Source organism: Pedobacter sp. R-06, assembly GCF_049913135.1.
GTDB lineage: Bacteria > Bacteroidota > Bacteroidia > Sphingobacteriales > Sphingobacteriaceae > Pedobacter.
The window spans coordinates 2954552-2973581 of sequence record NZ_CP183977.1 but is presented as its reverse complement, the minus strand read 5'-3'; the positions used below and the strand labels follow the sequence as shown (position 1 = coordinate 2973581).

Genomic DNA, 19030 nt, shown 5'->3' with positions numbered 1-19030 from the left:
CCAAAATCTATTAAATCTTCCACATCAGTGAAATCATTTATTATATCTTTACGGTTCTAAAAATTAATATGGTAGATTTTAATCGTTTTACACTTGCCAATGGTTTAAAAGTTTTGGTGCATGAAGATGCTACAACGCCAATGGCAGTTTTAAATATTTTATATGATGTGGGCGCCCGTGACGAGGACCCTGAAAAAACCGGTTTTGCGCATTTATTTGAGCATTTAATGTTCGGCGGATCGGTAAATATTCCGAATTACGATGAGCCTTTGCAGCGCGTAGGTGGTGAGAACAACGCTTTTACGAGCAATGATATTACCAATTATTACATCACGCTGCCTGCAGAAAACATAGAAACAGCATTTTGGTTGGAAAGCGACCGTATGCTGAGCCTGGCTTTTTCTGAAAAGAGTTTAGATACGCAAAGAAATGTGGTAAGTGAGGAGTTTAAGCAACGTTATCTTAACCAGCCTTATGGCGATGTTTGGTTAAAGTTGCGTCCGCTGGCTTATAAAAAGCATTCTTATCGCTGGGCAACTATTGGAAAAGAGCTTTCGCATATCGAAAACGCTACAATGGCCGATGTAAAGGCATTTTTCAAAAAACACTATACACCACAAAATGCAATTTTGGTAGTGGGTGGCAATGTAAAAACCGAAGAGGTAAAAAAGCTGGCTGAAAAATGGTTCGAACCGATCCCGGCGGGAGAGAAGTACAACCGTGATTTAGTTCAGGAAGAACCGCAAACAGAAGCGAGGCAAGAAACTGTGAAGGCAAATGTGCCTTTAAATGCAATTTATATGGCTTTTAAAATGCCAGGGCGATTAAATCAGGATTATTATGCCTTTGATTTATTATCTGATATTTTATCACGTGGGCAGTCTTCGCGCTTGTACAATAGCTTGTTGAAAGAGCAGAAACTTTTTAGCGATATCAATGCCTACATTTCGAGCAGTTTAGATCCGGGTTTGTTTATTGTTGAAGGTAAATTGGTAGAAGGAATAACAACCGAAACTGCAGAAAAAGCAATATGGGCTGAACTGGATAAGTTAAAAGCGGAACTGGTTTCTGATAACGAATTAACCAAGGTAAAAAACAAGGTAGAATCTGTGCTTGTTTTTTCTGAAATGAGTTTATTGGATAAAGCGATGAACCTGGCTTATTATGAGCTTTTAGGTGATGCCGCTTTATTAAATCAAGAAACAGAAGAATTTTTAAAGGTTAAAGCAGAAGATATTAAACGGATCTCTAATGAAACTTTCCAACCAAATTCATCATCAACTTTATATTATTTAACTGAAGAAAATGCTTAACAGACAACAGGCACCTGATTTTAAGCAGGTATCAACGATAAATTTTATCCATCCAGAAAAAAAAGCATTGGATAACGGTGTGCCCGTTTTTACAATCTATTCCGGAGAACAGGACCTGGTTCGTATTGAATTTATTTTTGAAAACGTAAACTGGAAGCTCGAAAAACCATTACAGGCTATTGCCGTAAACGCATTGATCAATAATGGAACAAATAAATTATCGGCGAAAGAAATAGCCGAACAAATTGATTTTTATGGGGCATTTTTCCAAACAGAATATGTCCAGGATCAATCTTCGGTTACGCTGTACACTTTAAATAAACATTTACACTCGGTACTACCGATTGTGAAAGATGTTTTATCAGAAAGCCAGTTTCCACAGCATGAACTTGATATTTACATTCAAAACCAAAAGCAAAAGCTACAGGTAAACCTAAAGAAAAACGATGTTCTTTCGAGAAAAGAATTTGCACAGGCTTTATTTGGCGATACAGCTTACGGTGTAAATATTAAAGCAGAGCATTACGATGCCTTAAAGCGCGAAGATTTAATTGAATATTTTAAAGCTGCCTACGCGCCAAATAATTGTACCATAATCGTTTCGGGTAAGTTTGATGATGCTAGCTTTAACCTGCTGAACGATGCTTTTGGACAAGGTTGGGAAAAAAGCAATGCGGTAAAGAACAGTTTCAAATTTACTTCAACAAAAAAACAGTTTGTTTATACGGAAAAACCAGAAGCTTTACAGTCTGCGATCAGAATTGGTCAGTTGGCGATTAACCGTAAACATGAAGATTTTTCTGGTCTTCAGATTTTAAATACTGTTTTAGGTGGATACTTTGGCTCGCGCTTAATGAATAACATCCGTGAAGATAAAGGCTACACTTATGGCATTGGTTCTGGGATTTCTTCGCTACAACAGGCTGGTTATCTTTTTATTGCTACCGAAGTTGGTGCTGATGTTTGTTCGGCTGCATTAACTGAGATTTACAAAGAGATAGAGATATTAAAAAATGAACTGGTAGGGGAAGAAGAACTGGATCTGGTTCGGAACTACATGTTGGGCTCGATGTTGGGCAGTTTGGAAAATGTGTTCTCACATGCCGATAAATTCAAGAACATTTATTTCGCGGGATTGGATTATGATTACTATACAAAGTATATTGAGAAAGTGAAGACCATTACCGCTGAAGAATTATTGGCATTGGCAAATAAATACCTTACTACTGATAGTTTTACCGAGGTAGTAATTGGGAAGAAATAGGTGCTATAGCCATATTAAAAAGAGTCTCCATCATAATTTTGATTAGAATCTGTCACGTTGAGCCTGTCGAAACGCCTTAAATACATTTAAAAGCGTCCTTCGACAGGCTCAGGATGACAATTCTACATTGATGATACAAGCTCTTTTTTACTACCTGTACTGGCAAAGATATGCCGTTTGAACGCTGGCCTTTACTTTAAAAGATGAGTTTGCAGGTACTTCAAAATTTCTACCAGCTTTAATGCTTTGCCAATCTGTAGTGCCTGGTAAGAGTGCTGTTAGTTCGCCCTCTATAACATGCATAATTTCTTTCTGAGCTGTTCCAAAAGTATATTCTCCTGGATTTATAATGCCGATAGTCGATCTTCCTTCAGCTGTTTCATAGCCTAACGATTTAACGTTGCCATCAAAATATTGGTTTTCAGTAATCATTTGCTAATTTATAAAGTTTTTGCTAAAACAGCTTTTTGTTTATCAGCCTGGTAAATCTTTTTATAAAAATCTACATACTCACCATATTTTTCTGGCGGATACTTTTTATTGTTCATGATCTGTGTTCTGCTATAAACAATCATATTATCCTTTACACTAAATTTCGCGGTGTACGAGCCAAACTCAGAGTTAATCGTAATATCTTTTGGAATAAACTCCACAATATACCCTTTTGGCAAAATATAACTAATTTCATCATCGTCATTATAACCAAAAGGAACAGCAAAGTATGTTTTTCTTCCCTCTACTTTAAGCGGGACGTTCTCTCGACGATTCACCTGGTTTACCACCAAAAATAACTTATCTCCACCCTTGGTTAACAATGGGTTGGTTTTAAAATTAATCTCTTCGGTAAGCACTGGTAACGTTTTATCTGGCTGTGAATACTTATAACTAGTCAGCTCTGCTACCGGAATGGGACTATCTTCAATTATTGTTTTCCGGAGATCAACGGGTTCCATTAAAGTCATCGAAAAATTTTCTTCAAACTGCGCGTTGCCATAAGTAGATTTTATTTCAGAGCTGGCTGTACCATCTTCTGCTAATGTAATTTTGGTTTTTCTGATCTGATAATTTTCTTTGGCATTGTAAGCAGGAGTATGCACTATTTTTCCCCCGTCTTCGGTAACCATTAGTACATTTCGATCAGAATTGCTATAGCCGATGAATCCCATTGGTTTATATTGGCTGGTGCATTCTAAAAAAGTAGTATCTTTTGCCAATGGAACACACAAAATCATGTGGTTTGCCTGCCCCACACTCGAATAATTCGGATTTAAGCTGGGCATATCATTTCCAATAACAATTAAATTTGAGGCAATTCCAGCTTCGTTTAATAGGGCCTTCATATAATTAGAAAGCGCTTTACAGTCACCGTAATTCACCTGTGCAACCTTTTCGGCCAAAATAGGCCTAAAACCTCCAATTCCCAATTGAACGCTTACATAACGGGTATTTTGCTGCAAGTGGTTATATAAAACGCGAATCTTTTCTTTAGGTGTTTTGGCATCTTTGATTAAATTCTGTACCATTAATTTGGTGGCTTCAGGAAGTTTGTTTCCACCCTGATTTAAGGTATACAACCACGACCCGAAATTTTTCCAGTTATCAAAATTACCTGTCGACCCATCATATTCAAATTGATTGGGGGAGGCTTTAACCCAGGCAGAAATGTTATCAATACCTGTACTTAAAGGTTCTTCAGCAACAGCTTCAACATTGGCACTTTTCCATTTGTACTGTACTTTTTCTCCATTAATTACCGAGTCGGTCTGTAAATTCGAACTGGTAATATACCTCATTTTATAGTTTTTGGCCTTTTGAATAGTATAGGTCGATTTTTCAACAGATACACCAAAACCTTTTAAGTCTTGCCATGAAGGGAAATAAAGCAATCCGTTATAATCCTGACTATAGCTGTACTCTACAGTGTATGGGTAAGTTATACTTACAAATTTTAAGTGCTTAAGTCTGTTGTCTTCGAAGATGGAAAAATCCGAAATCAGGCTTTGGTCTTTAATGTCAGAACTTTTATAATCTTTTACTTTTTTTCCTGCTGCATCGTAAAGGGTAGCCTTAATGTTGTATATGTTGCTAAACTTATCGTAAACTTTAGCCATTTCACCATATTCTTCACCGGCCTTGTTCAAAATGGTTATTGCCACTTTATAATCCATTTTTGCTTCACCTAAACCTTTAACATCAAAGAAAGATTCTTCGTTCCTAATTACGACAACAGCATCCTTTTTCAGGTTTTCAGGGATCTTCGCTACATCGTAATCTGTTTGTGCTAGTGCACTGTTAATACTTACAAGCGCAAGCACCAAACTTAAATAGTATTTCATTATACTTTCTTTTTAAATACGATCTGTTCGGCCTGTTTTTCCACCACCGTTTTAAATAATTCTTTTAAATCGAAATATTCTTCTGGAGTATAGAGCGATTTGTTTACGTTTATGATACTTCTTACCATTAAGGTTTTACCTTCTGCAACGTAATTGATGGTAAATGTTCCGTTGTCTTCAGGAAGTTTATAAATCCCGCCCTTTGGCAGCTTATCTACTTCGTAGTCTTCAGGGAAGTTGATCGTAATCCGGTAACTTTCTTTAAATGGATAGGCAAAATCGACCGGGAATTTTCGTTGTTCCAGTTTGAATAGATTTTCCTTGGTTCTTTCGAAAAGGAGAGGTGTAAAATACACCAGGTTTCCGGCTTCTTCAACATTATCTTCAATTACTACATCCATACTTTCAGTCAACAGCTCATCAAGATTGTCGAGGTTGTCGATTTTGTAATTAGAAACTTCAAGCCCTGTTTTATCTTTTTTAAAGTTTTTAACAAATTCGGTTTCGTTATTCGTTTTTCTGTATTTATTACGAAGATTTAATGCGCTGTATCCTTTTGAATATTGATTAATTTTTCCAGTTAGTTTATTTTCTTTATCAAGCGTCATGTTATAGACAAAGATCTTTTCGGTCGTTACTGTTGGTTCAGTTGAAAGCCATTTTCCATTTAAACTTTTTAAATCCATGTAAAAGCCCTGGTGATTTAAATTGTCATAATCTAGCATACCTGCAGGAAGATCTTTATCGGTAGCATCAAGAAAATATAAACTATTTCCGATCTGTGTAACACCAATTACATTATTGAATGCCGATTCTACCGGGTATCCGGGATGTTCACCATTTTCTCTTGTGCTGATCAAAACAGGGTAAGCCTCAATTTTTGCTTCTTTTAATAGGCTTAATAAGGAAAGGTTGATGTCAGCAGATGAACCAGTTTTCTTTTCGAAGATACTTTTTGGATTGGTTTCTTTAGCATACACCAGGTATTCTTTATTCCAATTTAAGTTGTTTTTAACATAGTTGAAAATGAGTTTTACAGCCGCAAGGGTATCTTTTTCGCCTTTTAGAATGCCAGGAAGTACAGATTTGGCATAACTGTTTTTATTAATAAAACCGCCAAATTTTTCATCTTGAGCCATCCCATTAATAATTTTTGACCACGAACCATTAAAGTCTTGGTACATTTCGCCCGGAAATTGGGTTGCCCTAAGTTCAAATTCTATTTTAGGGATATAATCATCCATTGTGGTTACATAAGGCTCGTCTTTCAGCGCAGGTACATTAGCAGCACAATATTTATCGTAAACAGCAGTAGAATTTACACCTGATACGTAGCTTGCATTTACATTTTGATGAAGCGGATGGTCAACATGATAATACCCACTTAAGTTGTTCTTATAAGTTAGATACTCAGGTATTTTTACATTGTACTCTGACCAAAGCGTTGGAATGTTTGACTGGAATTTCCAGCCACGTAGTGTGAAAATAAAATCAGACTTGATTTTATATTTAAATTCGATAATAGAGCCTTCCTTAACGTTAGGCAGCGCAAATTTTTTGATTACATAATTTTTATCAAACTCCTCGGTAAACTTGGCATCCTTATTCAGTTTACTGGTAACCATTTTGCCGTCAACCATATTGTAAGTTGCAGCGTCCATAAAATTGAGGTCTTCTTTAGCCGAGTTGCTATTTTTATAAAGTTTTACTTGATAGTTAGCCAGGTCATAACCGTTTTTATTTAAGATTTTATAACGGATATGTCTTTCAAAAACATAAATAAAGCTACCAGATGAAGGCCCGATTTCAAAATAACAGTCGCCAACATCGAATAGTTTAATTGCAGAGGCAGAAGAGTCCTGGCCTGAAGCTTTCACTTCGAATTCTGCTGGTGTAATTTTACCAAACTTGAATTCTCTTTTTACAGGTTGAGTGGTTTGGGCATAAGCGGTGCTAACTCCAATGCATAGCATTAAAGTCAGAAATTTGAGAGCATTTTTCTGCATTTATAAAATTAGTTTTTTGGTTATGCAATATTAAAAAGATTTAGTTGAATATGATCAATTAATTGACAACATATTTTAATCTAAGACTTTTAAATCAGTCTAATAAGGTATAAGCAAAAATTTTATAAAGTGTTTCCGTTAGCTCATCCTATGAGTTAGCCATTTCAGTTTTGTAGGTTTTCAGATATTCCGATCTCACTATTTTTGCCGTTTTATGGTCTTTAGTATGGCTCCATCCCGGCGGCATAAAGATGTATAGAAACTTGTTTTTGATACCAGGTGCGCGCCAAACATCTTTAGCCAAAAGAATAATCTCACCGAAATAAGCATCTAAAAAACTGTGTTTTTTCATTTCTCTGGTAATGCCATATTCAATTTTTATCGTTTTGTCTTCTTCCTGGTAGGTTTTAAAAACATGGTCCCAAATAGGCAACAGGTTACAGAAGTTTGTATCCATATACAATGCATTCTTGGCATGGTGTACACGATGATGAGAAGGGGTAAGGATGATTTTATTTAAAAAACCGAAACGACCATCTTTAGAAATATTTTCTCCAATGTGGATAAAAGATCCCCAAAAACCGTCGATAAACATGATTAAAAAAAGCAATGCAGGGCTTACACCTAAAAGAATGCATGTTGTAGTTCTAATCAGGTCTGCATAAGGCGCTTCAAGAAAAAAATGCGCAAAATTTACCGATAAGTTCATGGTTTCTGGGGCGTGATGGGTGGAGTGCAAACACCAGAAAAGCCTTACCTTATGCGCTAAAAAATGATAAATAAAATGGCCAAATTCCCAGATCACATAACCATATATCAGCCAGTACCATGTAATCTCAGTTTTAAAAATGGCGTATTTGCCAAATAAGCCGATACAGATAGACACCATTCCGATAGAAATAATGCGGCCAATGAAAGAATTAATCACCAGTGAAAAGAAAGAAATCCGGTAATCAACCACTTTAAAACGGCGGTAAAATGTCATCCTGATGATTTCAAAAACCAATAAAAAAGGAATCAAAGGCCCCATAAGTGCGCTAATGCCATTCCAGCTCATAAACTGGCTATAATCATTGGTCTGCAGTAGTTTTAACAGCGCTGGTAAGCCGAAAAATCCAACGAGCCATTCTTTTACGCCTTCAAGAAAATCTATCATCTTATTATATTTGGTTTGTTGAAATTATATAAAACTAAAATTTTATTCAAATAAATTCGCGAAATAAGTTAGGTCATTGTTGCTAAATATTCATTAAAGCTTAGTTTTTGCTTTGTGATGATAGCGATTGTCAGACAAGCTCAATATTTAAGCATTTTTATCATTATACTTTTATATTCCCTCAATTTTCGTATCTTTGCCTGGCAAATAATAAATCCTAATTTATTTGCTATGCAACTCGATTCCACAAAGTTTATTGCCACAGGTTTAACGTATGACGACGTACTTTTAGTACCGGCATATTCCGAAATTCTACCCCGTGAAGTAAATACAGCCACTTTTTTAACAAAAAAAATTAAACTTAATGTTCCACTGATTTCTGCTGCGATGGATACTGTAACAGAAGCCGAACTTGCCATTGCCATCGCGCAAAATGGTGGTATTGGAATGTTACACAAAAACATGACCATAGAAAGACAAGCCGAAGAAGTACGTAAGGTTAAACGTTCTGAAAGCGGTATGATCCAAGACCCGGTTACTTTATTGGAAACAGCTGTTGTGGCCGATGCTTTCAAGATTATGAAAGAGCATAAAATAGGTGGTATTCCTGTTGTAAGCAGCGACAATAAATTGGTGGGTATTATTACAAATAGGGATTTACGTTTCCAAAAGGATATGAAAAGACCGATTTCTGAGGTAATGACTAAAGAAAATTTAATCATTGCACCAGAAGGTACAACTCTGGTTCAGGCAGAAGAAATTCTTCAGAATCATAAGATCGAGAAACTTCCTGTAGTGAGCAAAGATGGTTACCTAAGCGGTTTAATCACTTTTAAAGATATTTCGAAGGTTAAAAATTATCCTGTTGCCTGTAAAGATGAACGTGGCCGTTTACGTGTAGGTGCTGCGGTTGGTGTAACGGCTGATACGATACAACGTGTTGATGCCTTGGTTCATGCCGGTGTTGATGTAATTACCATCGATACTGCTCACGGTCACTCTAAAGGCGTAGTTGATAAATTAAAAGAAGTTAAAGCGAAATATCCTGATTTGCAGGTTATCGTTGGAAATATTGCTACCGGTGCTGCCGCAAAATTCTTAGCCGATGCTGGTGCTGATGCCGTTAAGGTTGGTATTGGCCCTGGTTCTATCTGTACAACAAGAATTATTGCTGGTGTTGGTGTTCCTCAATTATATGCGGTTTACGAATGTGCCAAAGCTTTAAAAGGCACAGGTGTTCCTGTTATTGCCGATGGCGGTATTAAACATACAGGTGATATTGCCAAAGCAATTGCTTCTGGAGCAAGTACGGTAATGGCAGGTTCGTTATTTGCGGGTGTAGAAGAATCACCAGGCGAAACCATTATCTACGAAGGACGTAAATTTAAATCTTACCGTGGAATGGGCTCCATTGAAGCAATGGAGCAAGGCTCTAAAGATCGTTATTTCCAGGATGTGGAAGACGATATTAAAAAGTTAGTTCCCGAAGGAATTGTTGGCCGTGTGCCATTTAAGGGTACCTTAGCAGAGGTAATGTATCAATACATTGGCGGTTTGCGAGCAAGTATGGGTTATTGCGGTGCGGCAAGTATCGAGGCATTACAAGAAGCACAATTTGTGCAGATTACGGCTGCAGGTATGCGCGAAAGCCACCCACACGATATCACCATCACTAAAGAGGCACCAAATTATACAAGATAAGGTGTATCTTTTCGAATAATCATCATTGCGGGAAGCAATCTCATTAGTCGAAATTTTTATAGAATTTAATTATAGCGGGGCTTCGTTTACGAAAGCCCTGTTTTTGTTCTTAGACCCTTATAGGTTTTAAAACCTATAAGGTCTGGAGAATTAATTAAAAATAGAAAAATCACAAAATAAAATTTGGCAGCTAAAATTTTTTAATATATTTGTCTACTAAATCCATAGGATTTATATAATAATTATGAAAGCAAATCAAAAAACACGCTCGTATGGTTGTTGTAGCCATTCTAAAACAGTAATCGAATACTTTCGAACGAGTCATTAATCAACAACATTTAAACAAACTATATAACTAATCATGAACAAAAGCTTACTAATTCTCTTTTCATTTTTACTTTCGGCAAGTTTAGCTTTTGCCCAAAGCCCGGTAACCGGCGTAATCAAAACAACAAATGGCAGTACAATACCACATGCAACTGTAAAGGTAAGAGGAACAAACCAAGCCGTAGTGGCCGATGATAATGGTGCTTTCAGTATAAATGTAAAACAAGAAACTCCATTTTACCTTCAAGTGAGTTCAGTTGGCTATAAACCACAGGATTTCCAGATTTTAAAACTCCAGGAAACACCAATAGAATTAGTTTTGGTAGAAAACGCATTATTAGATGAGATCGTTGTAACGTCGAGAAGGCGTTCGGAGGTTTTACAGGATGTGCCTATTCCAATTACTGTAATCGGTGGCCAGGCAGCAGAAAATGCAGGCGCTTTTAACGTTAACCGTTTAAAAGAGTTGGTGCCGTCTGTGCAATTATATGCTTCGAATGCCAGAAATACCACGCTTAATATTAGAGGTCTGGGTTCAACATTCGGTTTAACTAATGATGGTATCGATCCGGGTGTAGGTTTTTACGTAGATGGTGTTTACCACGCACGTCCGGCTGCTACCTCGACAGATTTTCTCGACATTGAACAAATAGAAGTAATCCGCGGTCCTCAAGGTACGTTATTTGGTAAAAATACTACCGCAGGTGCATTCAACATTACCACCACAAAACCTACCCAAACGCCAAGCGCAAAAGTAGAATTGAGCGTTGGAAACTATAACTTTATCCAGGCAAAAACCTCAGTTTCGGGAGGAGTAGCAAAAAATCTTGCCGCGAAAATATCTATTTCTGGTACGCAACGTGATGGTACCATTTGGAATACCAGAGAAGAACGCAAATATAGCGGACAAAACAACCTTGGTTTTAAAGGCCAGTTGTATTTTACCCCCTCAGATAGATTACAGATATTGTTGAGTAGCGATGTAAGCATTCAGCACCCTGCCGGTTATCCTTTGGTAATTGCTGGTGTTGCACAGACAGAAAGAAGCGCTTACCGTCAGTATGCCAAAATTGTTTCTGATTTAGGTTATCAACAACCAAAAATCGATCCTTTTTCTCGAGAGATCAATACCAATACTCCCTGGAGACACAATCAGTCGATCGGTGGTATATCTTTAAATGTGGATTACAAGATTGGTGGCGGAACATTAACTTCTACTACTGCATGGAGATTCTGGAACTGGGATCCTACAAACGACAGGGATTTCTCTGAATTATCAGCATTGACCAAATCTCAAGGTAACTCCCGTCATGATCAATATTCACAGGAAATTAGATATGCCGGTAATATCACCGATAAATTAAGTGGCGTAATTGGGGTGTTTGCCCTTGCCCAGAACTTAAAAGGGTTAGCTCAAACAGAAGAAGTAGGCAAAGATCAGTGGAGATTTGTGCAAACAAGCAATACGGGTAGCCAGGCATTATATTCAACACCAGGTTTATTAGATGGCTTCGGAATTAAAACCAATTCGACCATCAAATCGTTAAGTGCAGCTATTTTTGCTCAGGTTGACTGGGAATTTTTAGAACACTTTCACGTATTACCTGGTTTAAGGTACACATACGATAAAAAGGATGTGGATTACGATAGGGTAACTTATGGCGGATTGCAGACTACAGACGCCGCTTTACTTGCACTAAAAGCTGCTGTGTATAGTAATCAGCAGTTCACTACCAAAGTAGATAACAATAATCTATCAGGTAACTTAACGGTGTCATACCGCCCTAACACAAAGTTGAACGTTTATGGAACTTTCTCTACTGCTTATAAACCTGTTGGTGTTAACGTAGGTGGTTTGCCAACTACTTCAACCGGGCAGGCAGACTTGTCAGTTGCTGTCGTAAAGCCAGAATATGTTCAGCATTACGAATTAGGTTTAAAAACAAAACCAGTTAAAGGTGCCATATTAAATGTTACCGCTTTTAATACCGATATTAAAGATTATCAAACCAATGTACAATCTCCACAGTTGGGGGTAAATAGGGGATATCTTGCCAATGCAGAAAAGGTTAAAGTAAAAGGTTTAGAAATTGATGGAACTTATCAATTGGAAAGGTTCTTAACTTTAAATGCAGCGGTAGCCTATCTTGATGGTAAATATGTGAAATTCACCAATGCACCACTCCCTTTAGAAGAAACCGGACATACTGAATTAGTGAACGGTGTAGCTACCCAAGTGGCATTTAAAGATGCTTCAGGAGGTAGATTGCCAGGTATTTCTAAATGGAATATTTCTGGAGGTTCTGAATTTAGTACCCCAGGTAGTTTAGCAACCAGGGTTGGTAGGTATTTTATTGCCGGCGATGCCAGTTACCGTTCAGAATATTCTTCAAATCCTACGCCATCAAGCATTTTAAATGTTAAAGGTTATGCTTTATTTAATGCAAGGTTAGGATTCAAATCAGATAAGTTCTCGTTATTTGTTTGGAGCAGAAATATCGCAAACAAAAACTATTATGAACAATTGCAGGCTGCAGCAGGTAACTCAGGCTTATATGCAGGTGTACTTGGCGATCCAAGAACTTATGGTGCTACAATCCGCTATGCTTTCTAAGATCGTTTAACAAAAAAATCTTTTCTCTTATATTTGGTTAAAAGGAGTAGCGTTAATGCTGCTCCTTTTTTATTAAACCCTATCAGGTTTTTAAAACCTGATAGGGTTGTTAACGAAATAACAATAAACTGTAACAGCTTTGTGCAGAATTAAAATTTACAGAAAGCCGATAAAGTCTTAACTTCGGTAAATTTTAACTAAATGAATAAGCTTAAATCGGTTTGTGTGTATTGTGGCTCAAACTTTAATGGCGATGTATCGCTGCGTAACGCAATAAAGCAATTGGCAGAAACACTTGTAAAACAGCAGATCAGATTGGTTTATGGTGGTGGGAGCGTAGGTGTGATGGGTGTATTAGCCAATGATGTACTCGAGTTAGGCGGTTTAGTTACAGGCGTAATTCCACAGTTTTTAATGGATAAAGAAGTTGGTCATAAGGGGGTAACCGAAATGATTGTAACAGAAAATATGCACCAAAGAAAACAGAAAATGGCCGATTTAAGTGATGGTTTTGTAATTTTGCCGGGTGGTTTCGGCACGCTTGAAGAGTTTTTTGAAGTATTAACCTGGTTGCAGCTCGGCCTGCACACAAAACCAATCGGCGTATTAAATGTAAATGGCTTTTACGATCCTTTATTTGCCCAGATGGATATGATGGTGCAAAGTAAATTTTTGAAACCGGCCAATCGCGATTTAGTTTTTAATGAGGCAAATGCCGAAATTTTAATCGATAAAATGGATGATTTTTCTGCCATTCCAGACGAGGTTTGGTTTAGAGAAAGAAATCTGAGTTAATTATAACGAAGTACTTCGGATTATAGTCAATGGCTAATAGTTAATGGTCGCGATGTTTATACGGATAGGCTATAAACCATGAGCCATCATATTGATAATCATACTAAAAATATTATAAAACACTTGAATAAAGGAACTAAAATTACAAAAATGCAAATCATTACCTCCCACGCAGAATTTGAACAATACCTTGGCAAGGAATTAGGCGTTTCTTCATGGCATACCATTACACAAGAACAGATTAATAAATTTGCCGATGCCACATTAGATCATCAATGGATTCATGTTGATGAAGAAAGAGCCCAAAATGAAGGCCCTTTTAAAGCAACCATCGCGCATGGCTATTTAACGCTTTCGTTAATCCCTTATCTATGGAAAGAAATTGTTGATATCCAAAAACTAAAGATGGAGATCAATTATGGGATCGAAAGTTTAAGGTTTGCACAAGCTGTTACCGTAAACAGTAAGGTAAGGTTAAAAGCTAAACTGGCTTCTATTATCAATCTCCGGGGCGTAACCAAAGTAAATATGGCTATCGAAATGGAAATTGAAGATCAAAAGAAACCTGCCTTTAGTGGTGAGGTTGTTTTCTTGTATCATTTTGTGAATTAATAGCTTACAATCTGTCGCATTGTTTATCTTTAATGTTAAATAAAGAAAAACAAATACCTCATGATCGTAAACTGGAAATCTTTAAGTTTTATTTTAATTAGTCTCGCTATCCTTTCCTGCCAGAAGAATAAGGCTCAAAACAGGGCTGCTGATTCATTTTTGCCGATGCAGATTGGTAATTTATGGTATATGAATGCTCAATCTTATACCGAAATCAAGGATACTGTTCGTATCAATAAAAAGCTTTTTTACAAGTTTTATTCATTGGTTGGAGGTGATGCGGTGAGTACAGTTTATTTAAGGATAGACGAGCAGAATAAATTGATTGAGGGTTATCCAGATAGTCCTTTGAAAACTTATACCAGAGCTGATTTCAATGCAAAAATTGGCGATAAGTTTTTCACGACAGGAGAAAAGGATGAAAATGATAACGAAGTAACTGTTATTCAAAAATCGGATACCGAAATTACTTTTTCGTTTGATCCGATTTATCATCTAAATCTAAAAGGCTACCCATCGCAGGTAAAATATATAAAAGGTAAAGGCTGGGCCGAAAAGTTTAAAAAGCTAAAGATTGATGGCGTAGTTTATCAAAATTAGCCTTTACGTTTATATACTTTTTCATATTGTTCAATCCATTGCCCGGGCGTTACTTTTCTGCTGAGCTCAGCAATTAGCGCGTATGGAATGTCATCAGGCTTTTTAAAACGGACACAGCCTTTTCCCATATCCAATTTGTATTTGCTGTGTTTAGGGTATTCCGCCTGAAACCATTCCGGTAAATCAGTAAAAGCATACAATCCTAAGTGGTGCATAACAATAAAATTCTTTTGCGAACCGATATTGATAAAAGGTAAAGCCTGTGCTGGTGTACAATGGTAACCAGCAGGATAAAGCCCGAGCGGAATAACATATCCCAACATAAAATAGGTAATCTGTTCTTCGAAACCAGCTGGCAGGTTTTCTAAAATAGTATCTCTCAATTTCGAAACCGGCATTTTCCTTTCTTCAGGGAGGCTGTTTAAATATTCCTTTGGTGTATTAATAACAGATGGTTGCATATCAATCTTTATCAAATTTCTTTTTAAACCTACTTACAATTGATGGATTATCGAGCTCCTCTAAACTGCTCAATTCCAGCTCCAGTGCTTTTGTACTGATCTGGATTTCTATTAATGAAATGATTAGCGATATCATGAAAAATATTAAACTCAGGGCAAAAAGAATTTCAGCAACAGTATTCCACTCCAAATAAATAAAAAACATACAAAAAAGGCAGCTGGCAAAGCTAAGCACACCAAAAGCCTGCATGTTTTTGATCAACCTTAAGCGATAACGCAGGTTTTCGATCTGTTTATGAAGCGCTGCATTTTTATCGCCATCCTCATATTTCGATTTTAAACTTCTCACTAAACTTGCCAAAGCCAGAAAACGGTTGGTATAAGCCAGCATAATTAAGCTGATGGCAGGAAACAATAGCGCAGGAATATTGATGGTTAGTTCCATTTTTCGGATTTACCCAAAAATATCATTTTAAACGGATATCTTTCACATTAACCGCGAAGGACGCAAAGTTTTCGCAAAGAGATTATTATAGCTGGAGTATAAAACCGTATTTTTTCATTGCTTTTTCTTTGTGTACTTTGTGGTTGAAAAACTTAGCGCACTTTGCGGTTAAGCTAACGTTAGACCAGAAACCGTTTTGGTCAATATTGTTTTTCTAAAATTAAATTTAAATTGCCACCATGAATATCGAATTCAATAAAAATGAGGATGTAAATAAACAGTTGGTATACGAACTGAAAACCAGACTCAAAAAAATATATTTAGGTGGCGGCGAAAAAAATGCTGCCAAACAAAAAGAAAAGGGAAAGCTATTGGCCCGCGAGCGGATTGCCTATTTAATTGATAAAGATACCAACTTTTTAGAAGTAGGTGCCTTTACGGCTGATGGCATGTATGCCGAGCAAGGTGGCTGTCCTTCGGCAGGAGTGGTGTGCGGTATTGGCTATGTAAGCAGAAGACAGTGTATGATTGTGGCTAACGATGCTACTGTAAAAGCTGGTGCCTGGTTCCCGATGACCGCAAAAAAGAACTTGCGTGCTCAGGAAATCGCTATGGAGAACCGCCTGCCAGTAATATACCTGGTTGATAGCGCTGGTGTATATCTCCCGATGCAAGATGAGATTTTTCCTGATAAAGAACATTTTGGAAGGATGTTTCGTAACAATGCAATCATGTCGTCGGAAGGAATTGTACAGATTTCGGCCATCATGGGCGCTTGTGTTGCTGGTGGTGCCTATTTACCCATTATGAGCGATGAAGCAATGATTGTTGATAAAACCGGATCCGTGTTTTTAGCGGGTTCTTATCTGGTAAAATCGGCCATAGGTGAAGAAGTTGACAATGAAACTTTAGGCGGAGCCACTACTCATTGCGAAATATCGGGTGTTACCGATTATAAACATCCCAATGATCAGGCTTGTTTAGATAGCATCAGGAACATCATGAGTATGTTGGGTGCACCTCAAAATGCAGGTTTTGATAGGATTAAACCAGCAAAACCAAAAGAAAATGAAGAAGAACTATATGGTATTTTACCCGAAAACAGAGATAAACCTTACGAAATAATGGATATCATTAACCGTTTGGTTGATCAATCTGAATTTGAAGAGTACAAAAAAGGCTACGGACAAAGTATTGTTTGTGGTTTAGGCCGCATTGATGGCTGGGCAGTGGGTATTGTGGCCAATCAGCGTAAAGTGGTGAAGTCGAAAAAAGGAGAGATGCAGTTTGGTGGTGTAATTTATTCTGATAGCGCCGATAAAGCTACCCGTTTTATTATGAACTGTAACCAAAAGAAAATCCCCTTGGTGTTCTTGCAAGATGTTACTGGCTTTATGGTGGGCAGTCGATCAGAACATGGCGGTATTATTAAAGATGGAGCTAAAATGGTTAATGCTGTTGCCAATTCTGTGGTGCCAAAATTTACAATAGTATTGGGCAATTCTTATGGTGCAGGCAACTATGCCATGTGTGGTAAGGCTTATGATCCACGATTAATTTATGCCTGGCCAACCGCTAAAATTGCAGTAATGGGCGGTTCCCAGGCAGCAAAAACTCTACTTCAGATTCAGGAAGCCTCCTTGAAAGCCAAAGGAGAGGTAATCACACCAGAAAAAGAAGCAGAACTTTTAAAGGAAATCACTGATAAATACGATAGTCAGACCACTCCTTATTACGCAGCATCAAGGCTTTGGGTAGATGGTATTATCGATCCATTGGAAACCAGAAAAGTTATTTCGATGGGAATTGAGGCGGCCAACCAATCGCCGATTACGAAGAAATTTAATGTTGGGATTATACAAACTTAGGGTCCAATGTGCTGTCAGATGTTATCATCTGACAGTTAATTACACCACCGGAGGTACCAGAGTTTTGAGCATAATTAATCATCTATAATGAACTAAATTATCCAAGACGGTCAACACATTTATAACATATTGTGCCTTTGTTTCTTCGTGGTGAAAAAAATAAATGAACTTGAGTGCTGAAGTGATCGAAACAATTAATATTATATTTAGCGCATGAAAAATCTTTATCTTTTTCTTGTCCTTAGTTTTTTGCAGATTAATCTCTTTGCTCAAAAATCGGATAAAATTCATCAAAATGCGATCGTAATCGATACCCATGGCGATATTTTATTCAATCAGATTAAATCTGGTATCGATATTGGCAAACTTCAGTCTAAAGGGAATTTCGATTTAGTAAGGGCCAAACAAGGCGGTTTAGATGTTCAGTTTTTTTCCATCTGGTGTGATGAAACTGGTGGGTATGCTGTAGCTAACCGGGAAATAGATTCGCTTTATAGTTTGATCAAACGATATCCCGATAAGATCCAGTTGGTTACCACCGCTAAAGATTTGGAGCAGGCTGTTCAGCAGCATAAATTAGCTGCTATGATAGGTGTAGAAGGTGGACATATGATCGAAAACCGTTTGGATTATATCGATAGCCTGGCAAAGCGCGGAATGGCTTACCTCACCTTAACCTGGAACAACAGTACTCCATGGTCCAGTTCGGCCGCCGAAGAAACCTCGGGTAAAGTTAAACCTGAACATGCAGGTTTAAGTGATTTTGGAAAACAAGTTGTAAAACGATTGAACAAACTTGGGGTAATGGTCGATTTATCGCACGTAGGCGAAAGAACATTTTATGATGCCATTGCTGCATCTGCTAAACCCGTAATTGTTTCCCATAGCTGTGCCTATGCTTTAAATCCGGTTCCACGAAATTTAAAAGATGATCAGATTAAAGCGGTTGGCAAAAACGGTGGGGTAGTCTGTATTAATTTCTACAGCGGTTTCTTAGATTCTACTTTCAATACTAAACAAAAAACTTTCTTTGCAAAATATGATGGCGAACTTAAAGCGTTGAGCACTAAATATGGCAGAAGCAATGCCATTGATACGTTGATTTTCAATCATCGAGCTGATGCCGATGCCACACGACCACCAATCGCACTTTTAGTTAAACATATTAATCACGTAGTGAAATTAATCGGTATAGATCATGTTGGCTTGGGCGCAGATTTTGATGGCGCCGAATCTTTTCCTTTAGGAATGAACAGTGTTGCCGATTATCCTAAAATTACCGATGAGCTGATTAAAAGTGGATACTCGGAAAGCGATATCAAGAAAATTCTGGGAGGCAATGTAATTCGGTTGATTAAAGAAAATAAAGGAGGATAATTTTTTGTGCTGTAAGATGTTACCATCTTACAGTTAGTATACCTGAATTGGAGTTGTGGTCTATATATTGTGCAGTCAGATGTTACCATCTGACACCACGAGTACCACCCTGAAACATCTTTAGTGCCCCTGAGTATTAAGCGCCAAACGCCATG

The 19030-nt window shown here is 37.4% G+C and carries 15 protein-coding genes; 9 read left to right on the top strand and 6 right to left on the bottom strand.

Going from position 1 to position 19030, the window contains the following annotated elements; genetic code table 11:
* Nucleotides 1–68 precede the first annotated feature (68 nt).
* Both ACN9MR_RS12105 and ACN9MR_RS12100 read left to right on the top strand, forming a co-directional pair.
* Entirely contained in the window at nt 69–1313 is a 1245-nt protein-coding gene (locus ACN9MR_RS12105) for a M16 family metallopeptidase (RefSeq protein ID WP_426329934.1), read from the top strand.
* A complete protein-coding gene (locus tag ACN9MR_RS12100) occupies nt 1306–2577 on the top strand; it encodes a M16 family metallopeptidase (RefSeq protein ID WP_426329933.1) in 1272 nt (423 codons plus the stop codon). Before ACN9MR_RS12105 ends, ACN9MR_RS12100 begins: the two co-directional genes overlap by 8 nt.
* Before the next feature lie 150 nt (nt 2578–2727).
* Here ACN9MR_RS12100 and ACN9MR_RS12095 read toward each other — a convergent pair whose 3' ends face one another.
* From ACN9MR_RS12095 to ACN9MR_RS12080, 4 genes are all read right to left on the bottom strand, one after another.
* On the bottom strand, nt 2728–3009 hold the full coding sequence (locus ACN9MR_RS12095; RefSeq protein WP_426329932.1) for a pyrimidine/purine nucleoside phosphorylase: 282 nt from the start codon (nt 3007–3009) through the stop codon (nt 2728–2730).
* A gap of 8 nt (nt 3010–3017) precedes the next feature.
* Nucleotides 3018–4913: a DUF3857 domain-containing protein gene (locus ACN9MR_RS12090; RefSeq protein WP_426329931.1), complete on the bottom strand. Its 1896-nt coding sequence runs from the start codon at nt 4911–4913 to the stop codon at nt 3018–3020.
* A complete protein-coding gene (locus ACN9MR_RS12085) occupies nt 4913–6919 on the bottom strand; it encodes a DUF3857 domain-containing protein (protein ID WP_426329930.1) in 2007 nt (668 codons plus the stop codon). Before ACN9MR_RS12085 ends, ACN9MR_RS12090 begins: the two co-directional genes overlap by 1 nt.
* A gap of 148 nt (nt 6920–7067) precedes the next feature.
* Nucleotides 7068–8075, bottom strand: a complete 1008-nt coding sequence (locus tag ACN9MR_RS12080) for a sterol desaturase family protein (protein ID WP_426329929.1) — start codon at nt 8073–8075, stop codon at nt 7068–7070.
* Nucleotides 8076–8306: 231 nt separating this feature from the next.
* On the opposite strand from ACN9MR_RS12080, the gene guaB reads away from it, so the two are divergent.
* The 5 genes from guaB to ACN9MR_RS12055 all read left to right on the top strand — a co-directional run bounded on the left by guaB (nt 8307) and on the right by ACN9MR_RS12055 (nt 14724).
* Nucleotides 8307–9776, top strand: coding sequence for an IMP dehydrogenase (gene guaB / locus ACN9MR_RS12075; RefSeq protein ID WP_426329928.1), 1470 nt, complete (start codon nt 8307–8309; stop codon nt 9774–9776).
* A 361-nt stretch (nt 9777–10137) separates the two neighbouring features.
* Nucleotides 10138–12717 carry a TonB-dependent receptor gene (locus tag ACN9MR_RS12070; protein ID WP_426329927.1) on the top strand — a complete coding sequence of 860 codons (2580 nt, stop codon included), beginning with the start codon at nt 10138–10140 and terminating at the stop codon, nt 12715–12717.
* Nucleotides 12718–12918: 201 nt separating this feature from the next.
* Nucleotides 12919–13512, top strand: coding sequence for a TIGR00730 family Rossman fold protein (locus tag ACN9MR_RS12065; protein ID WP_426329926.1), 594 nt, complete (start codon nt 12919–12921; stop codon nt 13510–13512).
* A gap of 150 nt (nt 13513–13662) precedes the next feature.
* Nucleotides 13663–14124 carry a MaoC family dehydratase gene (locus tag ACN9MR_RS12060; RefSeq protein WP_029275744.1) on the top strand — a complete coding sequence of 154 codons (462 nt, stop codon included), beginning with the start codon at nt 13663–13665 and terminating at the stop codon, nt 14122–14124.
* Nucleotides 14125–14184: 60 nt separating this feature from the next.
* Nucleotides 14185–14724, top strand: coding sequence for a hypothetical protein (locus ACN9MR_RS12055; protein WP_426329925.1), 540 nt, complete (start codon nt 14185–14187; stop codon nt 14722–14724).
* Here ACN9MR_RS12055 and ACN9MR_RS12050 read toward each other — a convergent pair.
* Together ACN9MR_RS12050 and ACN9MR_RS12045 are read right to left on the bottom strand one after the other, a co-directional pair.
* Nucleotides 14721–15185, bottom strand: coding sequence for a DUF1801 domain-containing protein (locus ACN9MR_RS12050; protein ID WP_426329924.1), 465 nt, complete (start codon nt 15183–15185; stop codon nt 14721–14723). The genes ACN9MR_RS12055 and ACN9MR_RS12050 overlap by 4 nt on opposite strands.
* Before the next feature lies 1 nt (nt 15186).
* Complete coding sequence (locus tag ACN9MR_RS12045; protein WP_230146010.1) at nt 15187–15630, bottom strand: DUF2721 domain-containing protein; 444 nt, start codon at nt 15628–15630, stop codon at nt 15187–15189.
* Nucleotides 15631–15869: 239 nt separating this feature from the next.
* Here ACN9MR_RS12045 and ACN9MR_RS12040 point away from each other — a divergent pair, with 239 nt between their 5' ends.
* Nucleotides 15870–17498 carry an acyl-CoA carboxylase subunit beta gene (locus ACN9MR_RS12040; RefSeq protein ID WP_426329923.1) on the top strand — a complete coding sequence of 543 codons (1629 nt, stop codon included), beginning with the start codon at nt 15870–15872 and terminating at the stop codon, nt 17496–17498.
* Between the two features lie 213 nt (nt 17499–17711).
* Complete coding sequence (locus tag ACN9MR_RS12035) at nt 17712–18875, top strand: dipeptidase (protein ID WP_426329922.1); 1164 nt, start codon at nt 17712–17714, stop codon at nt 18873–18875.
* Nucleotides 18876–19030: the final 155 nt, after the last annotated feature.